The sequence below is a fragment of the Agrobacterium sp. CCNWLW155 genome (assembly GCF_036888815.1).
GTDB lineage: Bacteria > Pseudomonadota > Alphaproteobacteria > Rhizobiales > Rhizobiaceae > Agrobacterium > Agrobacterium radiobacter.
Window position 1 is genome coordinate 1337179 of record NZ_JBAKFW010000001.1, and the last position, 20682, is coordinate 1357860.

General features: G+C 60.1%; 23 protein-coding genes. 14 read left to right on the forward strand and 9 right to left on the reverse strand.

Features of this window, described 5'->3' with window-relative positions; translation table 11 throughout:
* Positions 1-176: 176 nt before the first annotated feature.
* Positions 177-1379, reverse strand: a complete 1203-nt coding sequence (locus V6S97_RS06760) for a pyridoxal phosphate-dependent aminotransferase (protein WP_334426412.1) — start codon at positions 1377-1379, stop codon at positions 177-179.
* A 210-nt stretch (positions 1380-1589) separates the two neighbouring features.
* On the opposite strand from V6S97_RS06760, the gene V6S97_RS06765 reads away from it, so the two are divergent.
* From V6S97_RS06765 to V6S97_RS06780, 4 genes are all read left to right on the forward strand, one after another.
* On the forward strand, positions 1590-2516 hold the full coding sequence (locus tag V6S97_RS06765) for an EAL domain-containing protein (protein ID WP_111793463.1): 927 nt from the start codon (positions 1590-1592) through the stop codon (positions 2514-2516).
* Positions 2517-2662: 146 nt separating this feature from the next.
* Entirely contained in the window at positions 2663-2974 is a 312-nt protein-coding gene (locus tag V6S97_RS06770; protein WP_080868451.1) for a hypothetical protein, read from the forward strand.
* 152 nt (positions 2975-3126) lie between these two features.
* Positions 3127-4029, forward strand: coding sequence for a DMT family transporter (locus tag V6S97_RS06775; RefSeq protein WP_060725141.1), 903 nt, complete (start codon positions 3127-3129; stop codon positions 4027-4029).
* Between the two features lie 445 nt (positions 4030-4474).
* Positions 4475-4690 carry a cold-shock protein gene (locus V6S97_RS06780; RefSeq protein WP_003494703.1) on the forward strand — a complete coding sequence of 72 codons (216 nt, stop codon included), beginning with the start codon at positions 4475-4477 and terminating at the stop codon, positions 4688-4690.
* An 86-nt stretch (positions 4691-4776) separates the two neighbouring features.
* On the opposite strand, the gene V6S97_RS06785 is transcribed toward V6S97_RS06780, so the two are convergent.
* The gene (locus V6S97_RS06785; protein WP_004430357.1) at positions 4777-5421 is read right to left on the reverse strand and encodes an MBL fold metallo-hydrolase; all 645 of its coding nucleotides are present in this window, start codon (positions 5419-5421) and stop codon (positions 4777-4779) included.
* 233 nt (positions 5422-5654) lie between these two features.
* On the opposite strand from V6S97_RS06785, the gene V6S97_RS06790 reads away from it, so the two are divergent.
* The 4 genes from V6S97_RS06790 to V6S97_RS06805 all read left to right on the forward strand — a co-directional run bounded on the left by V6S97_RS06790 (position 5655) and on the right by V6S97_RS06805 (position 9123).
* The gene (locus V6S97_RS06790; protein ID WP_004430356.1) at positions 5655-6254 is read left to right on the forward strand and encodes a DUF1236 domain-containing protein; all 600 of its coding nucleotides are present in this window, start codon (positions 5655-5657) and stop codon (positions 6252-6254) included.
* A gap of 214 nt (positions 6255-6468) precedes the next feature.
* Positions 6469-6996, forward strand: a complete 528-nt coding sequence (locus V6S97_RS06795) for a MarR family winged helix-turn-helix transcriptional regulator (protein WP_020011340.1) — start codon at positions 6469-6471, stop codon at positions 6994-6996.
* A 2-nt stretch (positions 6997-6998) separates the two neighbouring features.
* Positions 6999-7712 carry a response regulator transcription factor gene (locus tag V6S97_RS06800; RefSeq protein ID WP_334426414.1) on the forward strand — a complete coding sequence of 238 codons (714 nt, stop codon included), beginning with the start codon at positions 6999-7001 and terminating at the stop codon, positions 7710-7712.
* Between the two features lie 31 nt (positions 7713-7743).
* Entirely contained in the window at positions 7744-9123 is a 1380-nt protein-coding gene (locus V6S97_RS06805) for an ATP-binding protein (protein WP_099086026.1), read from the forward strand.
* A 14-nt stretch (positions 9124-9137) separates the two neighbouring features.
* Here the strand turns inward: V6S97_RS06805 and V6S97_RS06810 are convergent, their stop codons facing one another.
* The 4 genes from V6S97_RS06810 to V6S97_RS06825 form a co-directional block, all read right to left on the reverse strand.
* The gene (locus V6S97_RS06810; protein ID WP_334426415.1) at positions 9138-9479 is read right to left on the reverse strand and encodes a tRNA-binding protein; all 342 of its coding nucleotides are present in this window, start codon (positions 9477-9479) and stop codon (positions 9138-9140) included.
* Between the two features lie 11 nt (positions 9480-9490).
* Complete coding sequence (gene proC, locus V6S97_RS06815) at positions 9491-10309, reverse strand: pyrroline-5-carboxylate reductase (RefSeq protein ID WP_060727431.1); 819 nt, start codon at positions 10307-10309, stop codon at positions 9491-9493.
* A 1-nt stretch (position 10310) separates the two neighbouring features.
* A complete protein-coding gene (locus V6S97_RS06820; protein WP_003522870.1) occupies positions 10311-10811 on the reverse strand; it encodes a YbjN domain-containing protein in 501 nt (166 codons plus the stop codon).
* Between the two features lie 429 nt (positions 10812-11240).
* The gene (locus V6S97_RS06825; RefSeq protein ID WP_003522871.1) at positions 11241-11504 is read right to left on the reverse strand and encodes an accessory factor UbiK family protein; all 264 of its coding nucleotides are present in this window, start codon (positions 11502-11504) and stop codon (positions 11241-11243) included.
* Positions 11505-11814: 310 nt separating this feature from the next.
* On the opposite strand from V6S97_RS06825, the gene lgt reads away from it, so the two are divergent.
* The 6 genes from lgt (at position 11815) to V6S97_RS06855 (ending at position 17834) form a co-directional block, all read left to right on the forward strand.
* On the forward strand, positions 11815-12627 hold the full coding sequence (lgt, locus tag V6S97_RS06830) for a prolipoprotein diacylglyceryl transferase (protein WP_162691840.1): 813 nt from the start codon (positions 11815-11817) through the stop codon (positions 12625-12627).
* Between the two features lie 15 nt (positions 12628-12642).
* Positions 12643-13743 carry a class I SAM-dependent methyltransferase gene (locus V6S97_RS06835; RefSeq protein ID WP_004430340.1) on the forward strand — a complete coding sequence of 367 codons (1101 nt, stop codon included), beginning with the start codon at positions 12643-12645 and terminating at the stop codon, positions 13741-13743.
* Positions 13744-13894: 151 nt separating this feature from the next.
* Positions 13895-14689, forward strand: a complete 795-nt coding sequence (gene pgeF, locus V6S97_RS06840) for a peptidoglycan editing factor PgeF (RefSeq protein ID WP_334426417.1) — start codon at positions 13895-13897, stop codon at positions 14687-14689.
* Between the two features lies 1 nt (position 14690).
* Positions 14691-15842: a M24 family metallopeptidase gene (locus V6S97_RS06845; protein ID WP_112295308.1), complete on the forward strand. Its 1152-nt coding sequence runs from the start codon at positions 14691-14693 to the stop codon at positions 15840-15842.
* An 89-nt stretch (positions 15843-15931) separates the two neighbouring features.
* Entirely contained in the window at positions 15932-16681 is a 750-nt protein-coding gene (locus tag V6S97_RS06850) for a hypothetical protein (protein WP_112295307.1), read from the forward strand.
* A gap of 220 nt (positions 16682-16901) precedes the next feature.
* Complete coding sequence (locus V6S97_RS06855) at positions 16902-17834, forward strand: ribose-phosphate pyrophosphokinase (protein ID WP_003522877.1); 933 nt, start codon at positions 16902-16904, stop codon at positions 17832-17834.
* 232 nt (positions 17835-18066) lie between these two features.
* On the opposite strand, the gene V6S97_RS06860 is transcribed toward V6S97_RS06855, so the two are convergent.
* From V6S97_RS06860 to V6S97_RS06870, 3 genes are read right to left on the reverse strand one after another with little or no spacing between them, the layout of a single operon-like run.
* Complete coding sequence (locus tag V6S97_RS06860) at positions 18067-18915, reverse strand: phosphatase PAP2 family protein (protein WP_334426418.1); 849 nt, start codon at positions 18913-18915, stop codon at positions 18067-18069.
* Positions 18908-20413, reverse strand: a complete 1506-nt coding sequence (locus V6S97_RS06865; RefSeq protein WP_334426419.1) for an ArnT family glycosyltransferase — start codon at positions 20411-20413, stop codon at positions 18908-18910. The genes V6S97_RS06860 and V6S97_RS06865 overlap by 8 nt, the downstream gene beginning before the upstream one ends.
* A complete protein-coding gene (locus V6S97_RS06870; protein ID WP_020011353.1) occupies positions 20388-20675 on the reverse strand; it encodes a lipid-A-disaccharide synthase N-terminal domain-containing protein in 288 nt (95 codons plus the stop codon). The genes V6S97_RS06865 and V6S97_RS06870 overlap by 26 nt, the downstream gene beginning before the upstream one ends.
* Positions 20676-20682: the final 7 nt, after the last annotated feature.

The window sequence follows — 20682 nt, forward strand, 5'->3', positions numbered from 1 at the left end:
CCTCCCACACGACATCATCCTTGGGCTTGTCCCAAGGATCTAAGCACGTCCAAATAAATCTGGACGTTGCAGATGCTCGGGACAGGCCCGAGCATGACGGAGAGAGCTTGCGGGACTTTGAAAACAAAAAAAACCCGGCATCGCTGCCGGGCTTCCTTCAAGACTGTATCAACCGATCAGCGGCAATCGGCGCAGAAGCGCTGGATGCGCTTGCAGGCTTCTTCCAAGAGCGCTTCCGACGTGGCGTAGGAAATGCGGAAGTTCGGGCCGAGGCCGAAAGCCGATCCCTGCACGACGGCGACGCCTTCGGCTTCCAGAAGCTCGGAGACGAAATCCACGTCCGACTCGATGACGTTGCCCGACGGCGCGGTCTTGCCGATCATGCCGGCGCAGGACGGATAGACGTAGAACGCGCCTTCCGGTGCCGGGCAATTGATGCCCTTGGCCTGGTTGAGCATGGAGACGACGAGATCACGACGACCTTCGAAAATCTTCTTGTTGGTCGGAATGAAATCCTGCGTGCCGTTCAGCGCTTCGACAGCTGCCCACTGTGCGATGGAACTCGCGCCCGAGGTCTGCTGACCCTGGATCATGTCCATGGCCTTGATGAGCGGCAGCGGGCCGGCTGCGTAGCCGATACGCCAGCCGGTCATGGCATAGGCCTTGGAGACGCCGTTCATCGTCAGCGTACGGTCGTAGAGCGAAGGCTCTACCTCGACCGGGGTGACAAATTTGAAGTCGCCATAGGTCAGGTGCTCATACATGTCGTCCGTCAGAACCCATACATGCGGATGCTTGACGAGAACGTCGGTCAGCGCCTTCAGCTCGTCATGGGAATAAGCAGCACCCGACGGGTTGGAAGGCGAGTTGAAAACGAACCACTTGGTCTTCGGCGTGATCGCCTTTTCCAGCGCTTCCGGCTTCAGCTTGAAATTGTCTTCCAGCGTCGTGTCGACAAAAACCGGCGTACCACCGCAGATCGCCACCATTTCCGGGTAGCTCACCCAGTAAGGCGCTGGAATGACGACTTCATCACCCGGGTTCAGCGTGGCCATGAAGGCGTTGAAGAGGATCTGCTTGCCGCCCGTGCCGACAATCGTCTGCTCCGGCTTGTAGTCCAGGCCGTTTTCACGCTTGAACTTGTCGGCAATGGCCTTGCGCAGTTCCGGAATGCCGGAAACAGGCGTGTATTTCGTTTCACCGCGCTTGATGGCGTCGATGGCCGCTTCCTTGATATTTTCGGGCGTATCGAAATCCGGCTCGCCGGCGCCAAGGCTGATCACATCGCGGCCCTTCGCTTTCAGCTCACGGGCTTTCTGGGTAACAGCGATGGTGGCGGATGGCTTTACGCGGGAGAGAATGTCGGCAAGGAAGGCCATTTTTAATCGGTCCTATTGGGGTTGACATCAGCAGAGGTTGGAAAACTTGTCATCTGCGGCATTTTCTATGTCGAAAGACAGGCCTTCTTTCAAGGTCAAAAGCCGGCTTATGTGCCGCTGCAGAGAATTTAACCTTCCTTAACCCGGAAGTAACGCTTGATACGCTACATTCGCGAGCCTAGAGGTCGTGTCTCTATAGCTGGTTGAAAAATGGCGCTCAAAAGCATCTTTTCCAGTCTTGTCCGCGAGGTCGATGGCACATGGTCCACGGCCTATCGCACCTTTAACCTGAAATCGGCACTGCAGCCCATTTTCCGCCGCACGATGAGCGGGGTGCTCGACATCGATTCCTTCGAGGGTCTGGTGCGTCCCCACCGCAATGGCGAGCCGGTGACGCCGGGCGAATTTTTCTCGCTGGTCGCGCCGGAAGACATCGAAAATATCGACAGCATCCTGCGCACGATCCATATTCTCAACACCGGCAGGCTCAACCGTTCCCGCGCCCGCATCTTCGTCAACTTCCATCCGGGCCTGTTCCAGACGCCGGCCAAGATGCGCCAGGAAGTAGAGCGCATGCGGCTTGCCGCCCACGAGGCCGGCATGACGGCGGATCGCATCGTCTGCGAAATCTCCGAGAAAAAGGCCTCCGACACACAGATGGTCGCGGACTTCGCTTACCACATGCACGATATCGGCTTTCGCGTGGCGCTTGATGACTATGGCGCCGGCGATTCCGACATCGACCGGGTAAAACTCATCAAGCCGGATTATGTGAAATTCGAAGCGGGCTGGGTGCGCGATTTCATGCAGAATTCGGCGGGCGCCGCCCTTCTGCGCGTCATCGTCCACCAGTTCCGCGACGATGGGATTGAGCCGGTCTTCGAAGGGCTGGAAACAGGCTGGCAAGTCGATCTTTGCGAGGAACTCGGCGTCCTGCTCATGCAGGGTTACGTGCTGGCGAAGCCCGAACTTGCCCCGACCAGTTTCGACGCACGTTTCCCGGAACTCGGCAGTGAATATTTCGCCCCGTCAAGGGCGGAGAGAAACGCTGCACCACCCGCATTTTCAAGGGAAGACCGCCCGGTCGATCCGCATCCTCTGCGCCAGGTCAGGACCTTCGGAAAACGCGGCCTCTGACGTCATATCCGGCCAAAAGGACGCCATATCAGGCTTTGCCACAATATTGCCGCAATAAATGCTGCGGAACGCCAGAATTCGGTCTCCAAGCCGTCCATTTCGAAGCCTCTTTTATCCTTTAAGAACAGGGACAAGAGGCGACAGCCATGTTTACCAACGATCGGACTTCCGTTGAAAGGTTAAGGGCGCAGAGAACGCTGTTTTCCCTCTGGATGGCCGTTGCGGCTTTTCTTGTCATCGTCACCATGGCCGCCGGCATCGCAACCTCGGCCAATGCGGCTGCTCAGGCGATCGACACCCTGCACACCTCCGCCATCCCTCAGGTAGCGGCAACCACGAAGGCCGGCCCTCACATCCTGCTCATCGTCCTGTCAGCCGCAGCCTTCATCGGCCTCGGCATTGGCGGCCTGACGCTCACCCGGCGCAGCCTGAAGGACGAGGCCCGCCGCTACAAATAAGCGGCCTCCCCCCTCGACTTGCGGCCTCGGCATGTTGCTGCTAAAGCACCCGGGAACAGTCGTCCGCGTCGCCGGATCGACATTCCAGAAATCCCCTGTTTGCCACGGCCGTGACTGAATGATCTCTCGGCCCTGCTCTGCTGGTGCCAACAATGACGCGTATTCAGGCCAATATGCTGCTTCTGCTCGCCGCAGCAATCTGGGGAGGCGGCTTTGTCGCGCAATCCTCCGCCATGGCCTCGATCGGCCCGTTCTGGTTCGTCGGTCTGCGTTTCGCCATTGCCGCCATCGCCGTGCTGCCCTTCGCGCTCATGGAAACACGGTCGCTGAAATCGCCGCCGCGCCGGCGCGAAATCGGCAGTTTCATTCTCGTGGGCCTCGCCCTGTTCGGCGGCGCCACCACCCAGCAGGTCGGGCTCCTGACCACGACCGTCACCAATTCCAGCTTCCTGACCGGGCTCTACGTCATCTTCGTGCCCGTGATTGCCGTCGTGCTTTACCGGCGTCATCCCCACTGGATCGTCTGGCCATGCGCGCTGATGATGCTGGGCGGCATATTCCTGCTCTCCGGCGGCGCCTTCGAGACGCTGACAACGGGTGATATTCTCAGCATCATCTGCGCCTTCTTCTGGGCGATCCAGATCACGCTGGCCGGACGCTTCGTTTCCGAAAGCGGAAGGCCGCTGGCGCTTTCCTGCACCCAGTTCGCCGTTTGCTCCCTTCTTAGTTGCATGATCGGTGTCGTGTTCGAACCGATCAGCATGGCCTCCATCGAGGCTTCGCTCGCGGAAATCCTCTATGTCGGCCTCGTCTCCTCCGGCCTCGCCTTCGTGCTGCAGGTCATCGGCCAGCGTTACACCACGGCCCCGCAGGCTGCGATATTCCTGTCTTCGGAGGCGCTTTTCGGCGCTTTGCTGGCCTCGATTTTCCTCAAAGAAACCATTTCGGGCGCCGGCTACATCGGCTGCCTGATCATATTCGTCGCGATCCTGATCGTCGAACTGGTGCCGGAACTGACGCGCAAACGGCAAAAACCCATGGCCGGAGCGGCCTGACGCAAAAAGAACTTATTTTTCTTATTCCGCCATAAATGCGGGGTACGGCATTCAAATTTTGCCGTGAAATCCTGCGGCAAACGGCAATTATTTCATCAATTGTCGCCCCTGCAGAAAAAATATGCGATTGCGCGATGTTATTCTACCGCAGGTTTTTTATCTGACAAAAAGCCCGTGAAAACTTTTGCTTGCCAATTTTTGATAAACGCATCACTCTACCGCGGTTCGGGCAATTTGCGAGCATGGGAAGGCCTATAAATTTGCGCACTGGGGACGCTATAAACCTCGGGCGGTGGGACGAAAAACGGTGGATGAGAACGCCATTACTTCCCGCTGCGAAGGTCCATTTTCTCAATAGTCAAAAACTGCCTGCCAACGCCCACGCGGGGCAAAACTGTAATGCTGCCTGTAGCTGAACGCGGGCAGAGCGAAAAGGACCTGATGCATGGCCGAAACTGGCACCGTAAAATTCTTCAATACAGACAAAGGCTTCGGCTTCATCAAGCCAGACAATGGTGGCGCTGATATCTTTGTTCACATCTCTGCTGTACAGGCTTCCGGCCTGTCCGGACTTTCAGAAAATCAGAAAGTGAGCTTCGACACGGAACCGGATCGTCGCGGCAAGGGCCCGAAGGCAGTCAATCTGCAGATTGCTGGCTGACCCTAAAACGGCTTTCTTTTCTAGTTGAAGCCCGGCAGGAATGCCGGGTTTTTTTGTGCCGTCCATAGGCGTAAATCGCCGGGACCTCAGATACCCTTGAGATAGGGATTGTTACGCCGCTCGTCGCCCAGCCGCCCGCCGGGGCCATGGCCGCAGATGAAGCCGACATCATCGCCGAGCGGCAGCAGCTTGTCGCGAATGGACGCCATCAATTGTTCGTGGTTTCCGCCCGGCAGGTCCGTGCGCCCAACCGATCCCGAAAACAAGACGTCGCCGACATGGGCGAATTGCTGGTCGCGGTTGTAGTAGATGACATGGCCGGGTGCGTGGCCCGGGCAATGATAGACCTCGAAGACGTGGTCTCCGAAGGACACCTTGTCGCCATCCTTCAGCCATTTGTCGGGCACGACATTCTTCAAACCGCTGATACCGTATTTTTCGGCCTGCACCTCGATCCTCTCGAGCAGCGGCCGGTCGTCCTCATGCGGCCCGATCACCGGCAAAGAGAGCTTCTCGCGCAGTTCGTCAGCGCCGCCGGCGTGGTCGAGATGCCCGTGCGTCAGCCAGATTTCCTTGAGCGTGATGCCGTTTTCAGCAACGACCTGAAGAATGACGTCCACATCCCCGCCGGGATCAACGACGACGCCCTCCTTGGTGTCCTGATCGAACAGGATGGTGCAATTCTGCTCGAATGGCGTGACCGGAATAATGCCCGCCTGCAACTTTCCCATATCCTGCATCTCCTGTCTGAAAGGTTGCGCCTCCTATAGCCCGCGACCGCCTGCGGCACAATGGCGGCGGAAATGACACCCGCTTTCAGCGACCCACCCATTCTAAAAATAACCATGAAATACAGCGCGATAACAAGAAGTCCTCCGCACGTGGCGGGAATTGCCGGCGAAAAATGTGGAACGCCCTGATGGCTGCGACGTTCTAGCTCCAGTCTTGAAAAGGAGTGAGACACATGGACAAGACGCTTAAAATGCTCATGGCTGGCGGCGCCTTCGCCCTGATGGCTGGTTACGCGAACGCCGCCATGGTCGCCACGACAGCATCGGATATTTCCGTTCGCTCAGGGCCCGGTGAAGACTATCCCGAAGTAGGGCTGGCCACCCGCGGCAGCAATGCGGTTCTGGATGGCTGCATGGAAGGCAGCAGCTGGTGCCGCATCGAAGTCAACGGTCTGCGCGGCTGGGCTCATGCGGATTATCTGAATGTCATGTATGAGGGCTCTCCGGTCATTCTCGAACAGCGCCGCTCGGACCTCAGCGTGCCGGTGGTCACCTATGAAAAGACCTCGAGCGTACAGGCCGAACCCAATCCCGGCGATCCAAACCTCGGTCGCGTTGGCGAGGTGGACCCGCCGCAATCGGTGATGACCTATATTGACGAGCATCCAGCGGATACCGTGACTTATGACGGCGACATAGCTGTCGGTAGTGTATTGCCGTCAGATACACGTCTCGTCGAAATCCCCGACTACCAGTATCGTTATGTCCGGGTGAACGATGTGCCGGTTCTCGTCGAACCTTCGACGCGGCGGATCGTCTACGTTTATCAGTAGAGGTTTCTGCCGGGCAAATCGCCCATCGGGCGACATGAAACAAATGAAGAGCGCGGGCTTTCCGCGCTCTTTTCTATTTCCGGTAAAGGCCACTCAGGATTCCAGTTGCACCGGCACCCGCAGCATATTATCCACCGCAACAGAAAATGATCGCGGCATTCTCCCGAGCGGACGCATTTTCGGCTATGTTTACAGAATATTGGCGCATCGACGTATGTCAGCCGCAGAATATGAAGGAACCGCAGTGCCACCGCAATCGCTCAAAACCGCAGCCGCCAGACAGACACCGGCACTTCCGAAGGTGGATGACGGCAAGATCGACTTCGACACGATCGAGGCGCTGTTTTTCGCCTATCGCGATTTCGTCTCCGATCCCGATGTCATTCTGTCGAAGCTGGAATATGGCCGGGCGCATCATCGGGTGGTCTATTTCGTCAGCCGGCAGCCGGGCATGACGGTGGCGGATTTGCTCGACACGTTGCAGATCACCAAGCAGAGCCTTGCCCGCGTGCTCAAGCAACTGATCGACGACGGTTACATCCGTCAGATGGCAGGCCCGGAAGACCGTCGCCAGCGCAGGCTTTATCCGACGCTGACGGGCCGCGAACTGGCGCTGGCGCTGAGCGAGCCGCAATCGCGCCGCATCGACCGGGCGCTGGAAGGGCTCGGGCCTGACGCCCGCGCCTGCGTGCGCAAATTCCTGGCGCAGATGCGCAGCCCGACAACCGTGGAAGGCGAGTGACGATGGCGCAAGCTCCGACAAAACGACCGCCGGCGGATGACGATGCGGCCCATCTCCTGGTCGTCGACGACGACGCCCGCATTCGCGATCTCCTGCAGCGCTTCCTTGGCGACAAGGGTTACCGCATCTCCGTGGCAGCCGATGCGGCCGAAGCACGGCGTAAAATGATAGGCATCCGCTTCGATCTGCTCATCCTCGACGTGATGATGCCGGGCGAAAACGGGCTTTCGCTGACCCGCTCGCTGAACGAGGATAAATCCGTACCGGTTATTCTTCTGACCGCCCGTTCGGAGGCGGACTCCCGCATTGCCGGGCTGGAAGCGGGCGCGGACGACTATCTCGCCAAGCCCTTCGATCCGCGCGAACTTGTCCTGCGCATCAACAATATCCTGCGGCGCAACACCTCGCCAGATACGCCCAAGATCGAACAGATCATGTTTGGTCCCTACAGTTTCTCCATTCCGAAGAAGGAATTGCGGCGCGGCCCCGAAACGATCCGCCTGACGGATCGCGAACAGGAGATCATGCTGCTTTTCGCACTGCGCGCCGGCGACACCATTCCACGCCACGAACTGGTGGAAGCGGAATCGGAAGTGGGCGAAAGAACCATCGACGTGCAGATCAACCGTCTTCGCCGCAAGATCGAGGACGACCCTGCCAATCCTGTCTATCTGCAAACGGTGCGCGGCATCGGTTACCGCCTGAGCGTGGACTGACGAGCACCAAAGGAAAGGCGAACGCACGGCCATGGCGAGCCTCGATTTTCTGAGCACGGTCAAAAAAAGCGGCGTGGCCAAGGCCTGGCGCCTTTCCGGCAGATGGTTGCGCCACTGGCTGCCCACCGGCCTTTACACCCGATCCCTGCTCATCATCATCCTGCCGATGATTTTGCTTCAGGGCGTGGTCGCGGCAGTCTTCATGGAACGCCATTGGCAATTGGTGACCGAACGCCTCTCCTCTGCCGTGACGCGCGATATCGCCGCAATCATCGAGCTTCTGCAGACGGACCCCGAGGAAGATGACTATCAGCGCGTCATCCGCATCGCCCGCGACAAGCTGGCTCTGAGCGTCTATATCGAACCGAAGGCGGATTTGCCTGCTCCGAGACCTGAGCCGCTGTTTTCGATCCTCGACAGGATTCTGGCGGATCAGTTGACGCAGCAGATCGGCAGGCCGTTCTGGATCGATACCTATGGCAACGGCTCGCTGGTCGAAATCCGCGTCCAGCTGGAAGACAAGACCCTGCGCGTCTTTACCAGCCGCAGCGCGGCCTATGCCTCCAACACGCATATCTTCCTTGTCTGGATGGTGGGCGCATCGCTGGTGCTGATCGCCATCTCCATCCTGTTCCTGCGCGGCCAGATCAAGCCCATCGAAGCGCTTGCCAAGGCGGCCGAGAACTTTGGCAGAGGCCAGAAGATTACCGCCTACTCCCCGCGCGGCGCGGACGAAGTGCGGCGCGCAGGCCTCGCCTTCATATTGATGCGCGAGCGTATCGAGCGACAGATGGAGCAGCGCACCGCCATGCTGAACGGCGTCAGCCATGATCTGCGCACCATCCTCACCCGCTTCAAGCTGCAACTCGCGCTCGCCGGCGACAATCCCGATCTCGAGGGGCTCGACAAGGATGTCGAGGACATGCAGTCTATGCTGGAGGCCTATCTGACCTTTGCCCGCACCGATGTCGAAGAGGATGTCGGCACGCTGGAGCTTCCAGCCCTTCTCGAAAAAATCGGCCATGATTTCGAACTGCACGGCAAGAAATTCAGCTACGAGCTCTATAATATCGAGCGGATCATCGCGCGACCGAACGCGCTTTCACGGCTCGTCGCCAATCTCGCCGAAAATGCGCGGCGTTACGCCGGCAATCTCCACGTCGATATCCGCAAGGCGCCACGCTCCATCATCATGACCTTTGACGATGATGGCCCGGGCATTCCGGAAATCTCACGCGAGGATGTGTTCAAGCCGTTCTTCCGGCTGGACGAGGCGCGCAACCTCAATGCCTCGGGCACGGGCCTTGGCCTCTCCATCGTCCGCGACATCGCCCGCAGCCATGGCGGCGACGTATCGCTGGATGAAAGCCCGATGGGCGGATTGCGGGTAATCGTCAAAATTCCGGCTTAGCGGCATAGCGCCGGTCAGCACATCTTCTCGCCGTTCGGCACCGGCCGCTCAACCGCGGCAAGCACGATATCGCCATTGGCATCGGCAAAACCTAGCGTCAGCACTTCGGACTGGAAAGGGCCGATCTGGCGCGGCGGAAAATTCACTACGCCCAGAACCTGCCGCCCGACAAGACTTTCCGGCGTATAATGCACCGTGATCTGCGCCGAGGATTTCTTGATGCCGATGTCCGGCCCGAAATCGATCTTCACCTTGAAGGCCGGCTTGCGCGCTTCGGGAAAAGGTTCTGCTTCGACAATGGTGCCGACGCGGATATCGACCTTCTCGAAATCGGCATAGGAAATTTCACCGCCCATCGCTCGCCCCTTCAGCCCGCCAGCTCTTCGGCGCGCGTTTTCGCGGCAGCGACCGCCCTGTCGAACAGGGGCTGCATGCCGTCCTCAGCCATCAGCACGGACAGCGCCGCAGCTGTTGTGCCGCCCGGCGAGGTCACATTCTGGCGCAGGCGCGCCGCCTCGTCGGAAGACTGGTGCAGGAGTTCGCCAGCACCGGCCACGGTTTCACGCGCCAGACGCATGGCGACATCCGCCGGCAGGCCGGCCTTGCGCCCAGCCTCGGCCATGCATTCCACGAGATAAAAGACATAGGCAGGGCCACTACCCGAAACCGCAGTCACCGCGTCGATATCGCTTTCGGCATCCACCCATTCAACCGGACCGCTGACCTTCAGCAACCCGTCCACAACGGTTTTAAGCTCGGGCGTCACCAGGTCGTTGGCATAGGCCCCCGTCACGCCGCGGCCGACCATGGCCGGCGTGTTGGGCATGGCCCGCACAGCGGCAACCGAACCGAAATGCGAAACGAAGGTGGCAATGGTGGTGCCCGCCGCGATGGAGACCACAACCGTTTCCGGGCCCAGCAGAGGCTTCAGCGACGGCAGCACGGCTTCCATCATCTGCGGCTTCACCGCCACGAAAAGAATGCCGGCCTTCACGCCCCCAGGCACGCTTTCGGCATGGGTGGCGCCGGCTTCCGCAATCGTCGTGCGCATGGCGTCGGAAGGGCGCGGGTCGATGACGATGACCTGCGATCCCGGCACACCCTTTTTCAGCCAGCCTGAAAGCATGGCGCCGCCCATATTGCCGGCGCCAACGAGGACGAGAGGCCCGGAAGCCTTGTACACCATGTTACGCTTCTCCCACGGTCTCAAACATGACCGCTTCGATTGCACTTTTCGCATCCAGCCCCGACCAGACGACGAACTGGAATGCCTGGTAATATTGCTCGCAGGCCTCAAGCGCGCTGGAAAGCAGCACTTCAACCTGCTGGTTGTTCGGTTCGGCGCCGCCGGCCAGAAGCAGGGACTGGCGGAAGATCACCACGTCTTCCTGCCGCCACAGATCGAAATGACCCATCAGCACCTGACCATTAACCTGCGAGAGCAGACGAATGACTTCGTTGACGCGCTGGTCCGGCACCTTGATATCGAAGGCGCAGGCCAGATGCAGCGCCTCGAATTCTTCCATCCATGAAAAGGAGACGTGATAGTCCGCCCAGTGACCAGCGACAGTCATGGCGATCTCGTCTTCACCGGAGCGCTCGAAAGACCAGTCGTTCGAGGCAGCGACAATCTCGATCATGTCCACGGGATTGGACTGACGCTCAATTTCAAATTCTATCAGACTCATGCGGCACCTTCTCAGCCGGTAGGGATGTCCTGTTTTGAACGCCGGGCACAAAACGCACATACAAACCGGGATAAACATTTGAGACGATTGCCCGACACCACCAGAATTACGCATTCACCCTGTCTGGAGCTTACCAGGTCTTTTCGAATCATCATTTAAAATCAGTGTATAATGGCCGAGTCCTGCTGCCACCCCTTCCCCGCCATTTTTGCTTTTTGAACAGTGGATATCTTCTCCCCCATCACCTCAGGCGAGATACATAAGCGACTCTGCCGACTGCGTTTTTTGGAAGTGTCCACAGGCCCAAAAAATTCGCGTCCGAGGCCCGTTTTTTTAACAACCGGGAGTCATTTCGGACGCTATGAGCCGCAAATAAAAAGTCCCGGAATCGCAAGCGATCCGGGACCCGTCAGAAAAGGCGCTAGAAAATCAGTCCTTGGCGGCCGAAAGCTTCGCTTCCAGGGCCTCGATACGGGCGCGCAGCGCATCGTTTTCATCACGCGCCTGAATGGCCATTTCGCGAACCGCATCGAATTCCTCGCGGCGGACAACGTCCAGACTGTTCAGCCAGCGATCCGCCTGGGCATGAAAAGCCGCTTCGGCTTCCTTGCGCACGCCCTGCGCCGCGCCGGCCGCGTCGGTCATCAGCTTGGCGAATTCATCCAGAAAACGATTGGTGCCTGTCGTGCTCATGGCGCTTGTCCTTCGTCGGTTCAGGGGCATCGTCTTGCCCGCTGTTGATAGTCTTCAGGTAGGCACTCCACCGCCGCCTTGCAAGCGAAATCGAAAAATCGCAAGAGCTTGCGTGGCCTTCGGTATCTTAAGCAGCAGCTTGAAGAATCACCTTGACCGCCGCCACCGCAATCGCCATTTTCCTTGGCGTCAGGGAGACCGGTGAGCATCATCGCCCGGCCCCTCTTGAGGCAATGGATCGTTCCGTTGTCCGCCCAGCAACGATGACGGAATATACGGATTGTTAGCCGCTCCCACCCAACTCGCCATCATGCCCTTCCCCAATATCGATCCGGTGGCGCTGTCCCTCGGCCCGCTCTCGATCCACTGGTACGGCATTGCCTATGTTGCCGGCATCATGCTCGGCTGGTTTTACGCCCGCCGCCTCGCCCGCACGGATCGCCTGTGGCCGAACGATGTGTCGCCCGTCTCGGCGCAGCATCTTGATGATTTCATCCTCTGGGCGGCCGGCGGCATCGTACTCGGCGGGCGCATCGGTTACATCCTGTTTTACGATATGGCAGCCGTGGCCGCCAACCCCATCAGGGCGCTCGAGATCTGGAATGGCGGCATGTCGTTCCATGGCGGCCTGATCGGCACGACCATCGCCATGATCCTCTTCGCCCGCAAGAACGGTATTCCGGTCTGGAGCATGTTCGACGTCGTCGCCGCCGTCGCGCCCATCGGCCTGCTGTTCGGGCGCATCGCCAATTTCATCAATGGTGAATTGTGGGGCCGCATTGCCGACGTGCCATGGGCGGTCGTGTTCCCGACGGGCGGCCCCTTTGCGCGGCACCCGAGCCAGCTTTATGAAGCGGGCCTCGAAGGGCTCGTGCTCGTCATCATCCTGGCAATCGCCATCTACGCCTTCAGGGCGCTGAAGACGCCCGGCACCGTCACCGGCATCTTCGTCTGCGGTTACGCGCTGTCACGCATCTTCGTGGAATTTTTCCGCGAGCCGGACGCCCAGATCGGTTATCTCGCCGGCAACTGGCTGACAATGGGCATGGTGCTCTCCACCCCGATGTTCGCTCTCGGCCTCTGGGCGGTCCTGCGGGCGCGCAGCGCGACAAAAAGCGCCTAAGCGGTATGATTGCCCATGACGACACCGCTTGCGCAACGTATCAAATCACTTATCCGGCTCAATGGTCCGCTCAGCGTTACCGACTATTTTTCGCTCTGCCTCGCCGATCCTGAACACGGTTATTACAAGAGTCGCGAACCCTTCGGCCGTTCGGGTGATTTCATCACCGCGCCAGAGGTCAGCCAGCTTTTCGGCGAAATGCTCGGGGTCTTCGTGGTGCATGCCTGGCAACGGCATGGCGCGCCCGCACAAACGCAACTGGTGGAAATCGGCCCCGGCCGCGGCACCATGATGTCGGATATGCTGCGCGTCATCCGCCGCATCGCGCCGCCGCTTTATGAGACGATGCGGGTGCATCTGGTCGAAACCAGCCCCCGCCTTTCCACCATCCAGAAAGAAACGCTGGCCGAACATGCGGACAGGCTGACATGGCATGACAGTTTCGACGACGTGCCGGATGGTTTCCTGCTGCTTGTCGCCAACGAACTCTTTGATGCCATTCCGATCCGGCAATTCGTCAGGACGCCGCAGGGTTTCCGCGAGCGCGTGGTCAGCCTCGATGCCAATGACGAACTCGTCTTCTCGACGGGTCTTGCCAGCATAGACCCGTCCCTGCTGCCGCCGCAGCCCGAACAGCAGCCGCTCGGCGCCATATTCGAGATTGCACCGGCCCGCGAAGCCGTGATGACCGCAATCTGCCAGCGCCTGTCCGCCCATGGCGGCACGGCGCTCGCCATTGATTACGGCCATCTGGTCGCCGGTTATGGCGACACGCTGCAGGCCATGCGCAACCACGCCTTCGACCCGGCGCTTGCGCATCCCGGCGAAGCCGATCTCACCAGCCATGTCGATTTCGAAAGCCTTGTGAAAACAGCCGAAGCGACCGGCGTGCATGTCAACGGCGCGCTGCGACAGGGCGATTTTCTGTATGGCCTCGGCCTCAAGGAAAGAGCAGGCGCGCTTGCGGCGAAGGCGACGCCCGACCAGACGCTTGAAATTGCCGAAGCGGTCAATCGCCTCGCCGGTGAAGGCGCCGGCAAGATGGGGGAACTTTTCAAGGTCATCGCCGTTTCAAGTCCCGCGCTTCATCTTCTGCCGTTTCGCGCGGTGGATTGACAGCGCAACAACCTCTGGGCCAACATCGCCGCGACACACGAAGCAGGCACACTGCATCACACGCGCCGCGCAACGCCGCGGCAACCGGAAACATCTCGCTTAACCGTAGCTCACTGGCCAACAGCGATATTCTCCAAGGAACTCCCGCACCATGCAGAACGCAACGCTGCCGCTCCCGCTCCAGTCCCCCCTGCTCGCCGCGTCAGGTGAAAACCGTGTCCGCCACGGTTTCTTCACACGGCAGGGCGGCGTCTCGGAAGGGCTTTATCAGGGCCTCAATGTCGGCCTCGGCTCCCAGGATGAACCCGAAAAGGTGCAGGAAAACCGCCGGCGCGTGACGCAATGGTTCGGCCTGCCCTCAGGCCGCCTCGCCACCGTGCATCAGGTCCATTCCCCCGATGTCCTCGTGGTCGATGACACCTATGACGGCAGCCGCCCGCAGGCGGACGCCATGGTGACGGCAACGCCGGGTTTCGTGCTGGGCGTGCTGAGCGCCGATTGCGGCCCGATCCTGTTTGCCGACGTGGAAGCGGGTGTCGTGGGTGCCGCCCATGCCGGCTGGAAGGGCGCGCTCTTCGGCGTGCTTGAAAATACCATCGAGACCATGACGAAGCTCGGCGCCAGCCGCGAGCGCATCGCTGCCTCGCTCGGGCCTTCCATCAGCCAGAGCAATTATGAGGTCGGGCCGGAATATGTGGCGCGCTTCACCGATATCGATCCGACCTATGCGGATTATTTCGCCGAGACGGAGAAACAGGGCCACGCCCTGTTCGACCTCAAGCAATTCACCATCGACCGCCTGACCAACGCCGGCGTGAAGGCGGAAAATCTCGGCCTCTGCACTTATCCGGACGAAGAGCGGTTCTATTCCTATCGCCGCACGACCCACCGCGCCGAACCCGATTATGGCCGGCAGATTTCCGCAATCGCAATTCTGGAGGACTGATATGGCCCTGCATTTCGAGCTTTCGGAATTCGATGCCCGTCGCGAGCGGCTGCTCGCGAAAATGGCCGACGAGAAGCTGGACGCGCTGCTGCTTTTCGCGCAGGAAAGCATGTATTGGCTGACCGGCTATGACACTTTCGGCTACTGCTTCTTCCAGACGCTGGTGGTCAAGTCGGACGGCTCCATGACGCTGCTGACCCGTTCAGCGGATCTGCGGCAGGCCCGCAATACCTCCATCGTCGAAAATATCCTCATCTGGGTCGATCGGCCAAATGCCGACCCGACACTCGACCTGAAGAACCTGCTGAGCGATCTCGACCTGCTCGGCGCAAAGATCGGGGTGGAGTACGACACCCATGGCATGACCGGCCGTGTCGCCCGGCTGCTGGACAACCAGCTCGCCAGCTTCTGCCAGATGAGCGACGCCTCCTATCTCGTCAGCACGCTCAGGCTCGTCAAAAGCCCCGCCGAGATCGCCTATGCGCGCAAGGCAGGCCAACTGGCCGACGATGCGCTGGACGCGGCTTTACCGCTGATCAAGCCCGGCGCGGACGAAGCCGCGATCCTGGCGGCGATGCAGGGCGCGGTGCTGGTCGGCGGCGGCGATTATCCCGCCAATGAATTCATCATCGGCTCCGGCGCGGATGCGCTGCTCTGCCGTTACAAAGCAGGCCGTCGCAGGCTCGACGCCAAGGATCAGCTGACGCTCGAATGGGCTGGCGTCAGCGCCCACTACCATGCCGCCATGATGCGCACGGTGGTGATCGGCGAACAGGATTTCCGCCAGAAGGAGCTTTACAGCGCCTGCTTGCAAAACCTCACCGCCATCGAAGAAGTGCTCCACCCCGGCAAGACTTTTGGCGATGTCTTCGACGTCCATGCCCGCGTCATGGACGAACGCGGATTGACCCGCCACCGGCTGAACTCCTGCGGTTATTCGCTGGGTGCGCGTTTCTCGCCCTCCTGGATGGAGCATCAGATGTTCCACGCCGGCAATCCGCAGGAAATCACCGCCGACATGACGCTGTTCGTGCATATGATCGTGATGGATTCCGATTCCGGCACGGCCATGACACTTGGCCAGACCTATCTGACCACCGACGGCGCGCCGGAGCCACTCTCGCGCCACAACCTCGATCTTCTCACAGCTTAAATCGCCACCGGGTTTGACAGAGCGGGAAAACCGCCCTTACATTGCGCCACCTTGGGCAAGAAGGAGCGGAACATGAGAGGGAAAATCGCATGAGCCGGACGGGGTACACCCCCCTTTGTCTGGCCGTCATTGTTCCAGCGCTTGTCCTGGCCCTGTCAGGCTGCAACACGACGGAAGCGCTGACACCGCAGGTGGATGTCGGCCATAACGCCTCGCAATCGACGCCGGTAACGCAGGGCGATCTCGACCAGATGGCGGCCGCCGCCGACCGCGCCCCCACCGGCACCCCGGCAACCGCGACATCCGTTCCCGCCTATGCACCGCAAAACTCGTTGCAGGCGCAGGCACAGGCGCTGTCCAATGGCAGCCAGTATGGCGAACCGCTTCGCCAGAACCAGACCGCAGCCCAGCCCGCCGCAACCGCGCAATCCGCCCCCTCGCAGCAGACGGCGTCACTTGCGCCCGCCTCCTCGGCAAACTCGATCCGCTTCCTGCCCATCATCGGCGCACCCGTTCAGGCGGTGACGCCGCTATCGCGTCAGCTCGGGGCCGAAGCGCGGGCGAAGGGGTTGACCATCCGCGCCTCAAACGACAATTCGGCCGAAAATATCCTGAAGGGATATTTCTCCGCCTTTGCCGATGGCGGCAAGGTCAATATCGTGTACGTCTGGGACATTCTCGACGCCAATGGCGTGCGGCTGCATCGCCTGCAGGGACAGGAGGCGGTGGCGGCAAAAGGCAGCGATCCATGGGCCGCCGTGACCGACAGGGTCATGCAGGATATCGCTGCAAAAACACTCAACGATTATTCGTCATGGAAGCAATCTCAACGCGGATGAGGTGAATCGACGGGAGAAGTCACAGAGATTTCACGAAAATCATTGCGAAAGCGCGGAGTCCTCTTGCAATCGGAAGCAACAGCGCTATTAAGGCGCGCATGGCAACAAGGCGTATCCGGCAAAGGCTTTTCAGCCGGATGTTCCTCCCCTTGAACGACGCTTGGTTACGGTGGATTGAGCCCCGTGACGCAAGGCGATGGCATGGAAACAGGCGGCCGCAATGAAGGTTTTCGCAGGCAATTCGAACCGGCACCTTGCCGAAGCGATCTGCAAGTATCTTAATGTTCCTCTCGGAAATGCCACTGTAAAGCGGTTTGCTGACCAGGAAATATTCGTAGAAATCAGCGAAAATGTGCGTGGTGAGGACGTTTTTATCGTCCAGTCCACCTCTTTCCCGGCAAATGATCACCTGATGGAACTGCTCATCATGATCGATGCCATGCGCCGCTCCTCGGCCAAGCGCATCACGGCGGTGCTGCCCTATTTCGGTTACGCCCGCCAGGACCGCAAGGCCGGCCCCCGCACCCCGATTTCCGCCAAGCTTGTTGCCAATCTGATTACCGAAGCCGGCGCCGACCGCGTTCTCACCCTCGATCTTCATGCCGGCCAGATTCAGGGCTTCTTCGATATCCCCACCGACAATCTCTTCGCAGCACCAATTCTCGCCCGCGACGTGAAGGACCATTACGACACCAACAATGTCATGGTCGTTTCACCAGATGTCGGCGGCGTGGTCCGCGCCCGCGCACTCGCCAAACGTCTCGACTGTCTTCTGGCCATCGTTGACAAGCGCCGTGACCGTCCGGGCGAATCCGAAGTCATGAACGTCATCGGCGATGTCTCCGGCAAGGACTGCATTCTCATTGACGATATCGTCGATTCCGGCGGCACGCTCTGCAACGCCGCGGAAGCCCTGCTGAAAAAGGGTGCGACCAGCGTCACCGCCTATATCACCCACGGCGTGCTTTCCGGCGGCGCGGTTGCGCGTGTGGCTTCCTCGAAGCTGCGCGAACTCGTCATCACCGACAGCATCCAGCCGACCACCGGTGTCCAGTCCGCGCATAATATCCGCGTGGTCAGCACCGCAGGCCTGCTCGGCGAGGCAATCAACCGCACCGCGCAGGAACAGTCGGTTTCCGGCCTGTTCGACTAAAGAACTTCGCCAATCGCCCTTAGCGCTGCCTGCTGCTGCCCGGTTTAATTTCCGGGCAGGCTGCGATCGGGCTAACATTCTCTCGGCGTCATCCTAGGCCCTGCGCCGAAGCTTCAATCATCTTGACTAAAATCATTAGATTGCAGATTCTCGAGACAAGCCCGAGGATGATGCAGGAGTGTCTGGCGTTCTTCGCCATTCATCGCATTGATGCAGCGCCCCGACCTCCCGCTTAAGACGAGGCCGCACCCGCATCCGGGGGCCGTTGCAGACGGGAGGCGGCGGCCTTGATTTTCGGCCACCAGCGCCGAACCCGGGTCAGGACGGCATGGCGACCATTGCGCCAGATGCTGACCGTATCGGCCGAGACGGCATTACCCGTGAACAGGTGACGGTGGCGGTTTACCGCCAGCACCCGGTAGAGAAACAGGGTCGTCAGGGCGGAAAACAGGATGGACATCACCACATCGCTGAGGAAATGCCCACCGGCCGCAATGCGCAAACCGGACATGAGGATGATCATGCCGACGGCAATGCTTCCCATCATGAACCGTCCGGGCCATTGCAGCCGGGGCCAGACGAGCACGCAGAGCGGCAGAAAGAAACTGGCGATCAAGGCGGTTTCACCTGAGGAAAACGAGCAGTTTGAATAACATTGCGTGCTGAACTGGAAAGGCGGCGTGAAAAGTTGCTGCCCGCCGAATTCGGTAATGCTGAACGGGCGCGCACGACCGATGGTCGCCTTCAGCACGCCATTGACGAGAAGACCGGCGCAGAGGATCACGGGTCCGCACAGGAAGGCCCAGACGCGCCATCCGGTTCTCTGCAGCGGACCCAGCCGCAGATTGCCGACAAGGATCACGAAAGCCAGAAGAGTGGCAAGCTCCGTACCTTCGCGCAGCGTATCTCGCAGCCATTCGGGAAACGGTTCACGGCCGGACCATGGCTGCTCGACGGGAGAGAAAAACAGCGCGGAGAACCTGAGATCGATGGAGGGGAAAGTCGCAAACAGGATGACGAGCGCCAATGTGGCGAGTGTCAGCCAGATCGTGATCCGCATATGCGAAAGATCATTATCCATTGCTGCCCTCCGGCATGCATTGCGGTAGCAGGCGCCAGAGGCCGATTTCCCTGCCCTCGAGGAAACCCGGCCCGGCGGTCCAGCGCGCAACCGGCGTCTCGCCGGCAAGGCAGGCCGGCAGGCCATCCGCGCTTGCCAGGAACAGGGGATTTTTCGCCTCGCCAGCTCTCAGCGGATAAAGAAGCGCGTAGTGGCTGGAGGGTACGCCGGTTTCGGGCAATGCCCGTGTCAGCACCTGTTTTTCGTCCCGCAATTGATAAAAAAGCTCGGCCAGTATCGAACGATCATTGGCGACGATGGCGTCCGCCCCCGCCTCGCGCGCCCGTGACAGGCCGGTCGACACCAGCTCGGCGCGCCCGAGATACCGCGCCATCGCCAGTTCACCTTTGGGCAGGCGCAATTGCGTTCCGGCAATGGTCATCAGCGGCAGCACAACAGCCACGACGCCGCCAAGCACGAGGGTGGACACGGTGAGCCAGCGCCGCGACGCCAGCACCGGCGTCGCCAGAAGCACGCCGGCCGCATAGGCTCCGACCGCCCAGTTGGCGAGCGCCCGCGACATCAAACCCTGCGCGGTGATCAGCAGAACGATCGGCACCGAAAGCACGACCAGCGCCCGGGCTTCACCGGTCCTTGCGCGGATCGTCGCGACAATCATGCCAACGAAAACGAATGGTCCGACCACGCCTGCCTGCAAGAAGAAGAACTCCAGCGCGGAGCCGATCTTCAGCTGGACGCCGTGCCAGTTCGCATTGTCAGCCGTGTGGCGTGCGGTCATGAAATCATGCGCAGCGTTCCACCACAGATTGGGCGCGATGACGGCAACGCAGACCAGTGCCGCAATCGCCGCGTCACGCAGCCGGATGCGCCATGCCTCGCAAAGCCAGCCGGCGGCGATGAAGCAGGGCAGAAAATAGATCATCGCATATTTCGACATCAGCCCGAGGCCGAAAGAGAGACCGAGAGCGATGCTCCAGCCCAACGCCGGCCTGCCCTCGCCGCGGACGAGCGCAAGCTTGCGCACGGAGATCATCGACAACGCGATGAACAGCATCATCGGCGTATCGGTCGAGATCAGCAGGCTGCCGAGCGTCACGGCCGGCAAGGTCAGATAGATCACCGCAGCCAGCGAGCCCAGCCTGACATCGTAGATCATACGGCCCAGCACAAGGATCGCCGCCGCCGCCACGCCATGCACCACGGGCGCGGCCAGCCGAACCTGAAACGTGCCCTCGCCACCCCCCAGAATGGTCGCCGCGCGAATGAGCCAGCCGATCAGCGGCGGCTTGGAATAGGCGCCGAGCGCCATTTCGCGGCCCCAAAGCCAATATTGCGCCTCATCGACAAAAAGGTCGGTGCGGTTGAAGACCAGACCAAGGACGCGCAGGGCGGTTACGAGGACAATCGCTGAAAACGCAAATGTCAGCCATCGGCGCTCATCGCCTGCCTGCGCATAAGGCAGGGTCGCCGCGTCATGCATGCTGGCGGCGTTCTGCATGAATCAACCAGAGATTTCGGGCATAGATGAAGAGGCCGGAGGCCTGCCCGATAATAAAGACCGGATCACGCCGCCAGATGGCGTAGGACAAAAGCACCAGACCGCCGATAACGGAAAAATACCAGAAGGCCACGGGAATGACCGAGCGGTTCGCCCGTTCAGAGGAAATCCATTGAACCAGAAAACGCATGGTGAACAGCATCTGGCCCATGAAGCCGGTGCAGACCCACAGAAATTCCTTCCAGCTGTTCACATGCAGCATGGACCAT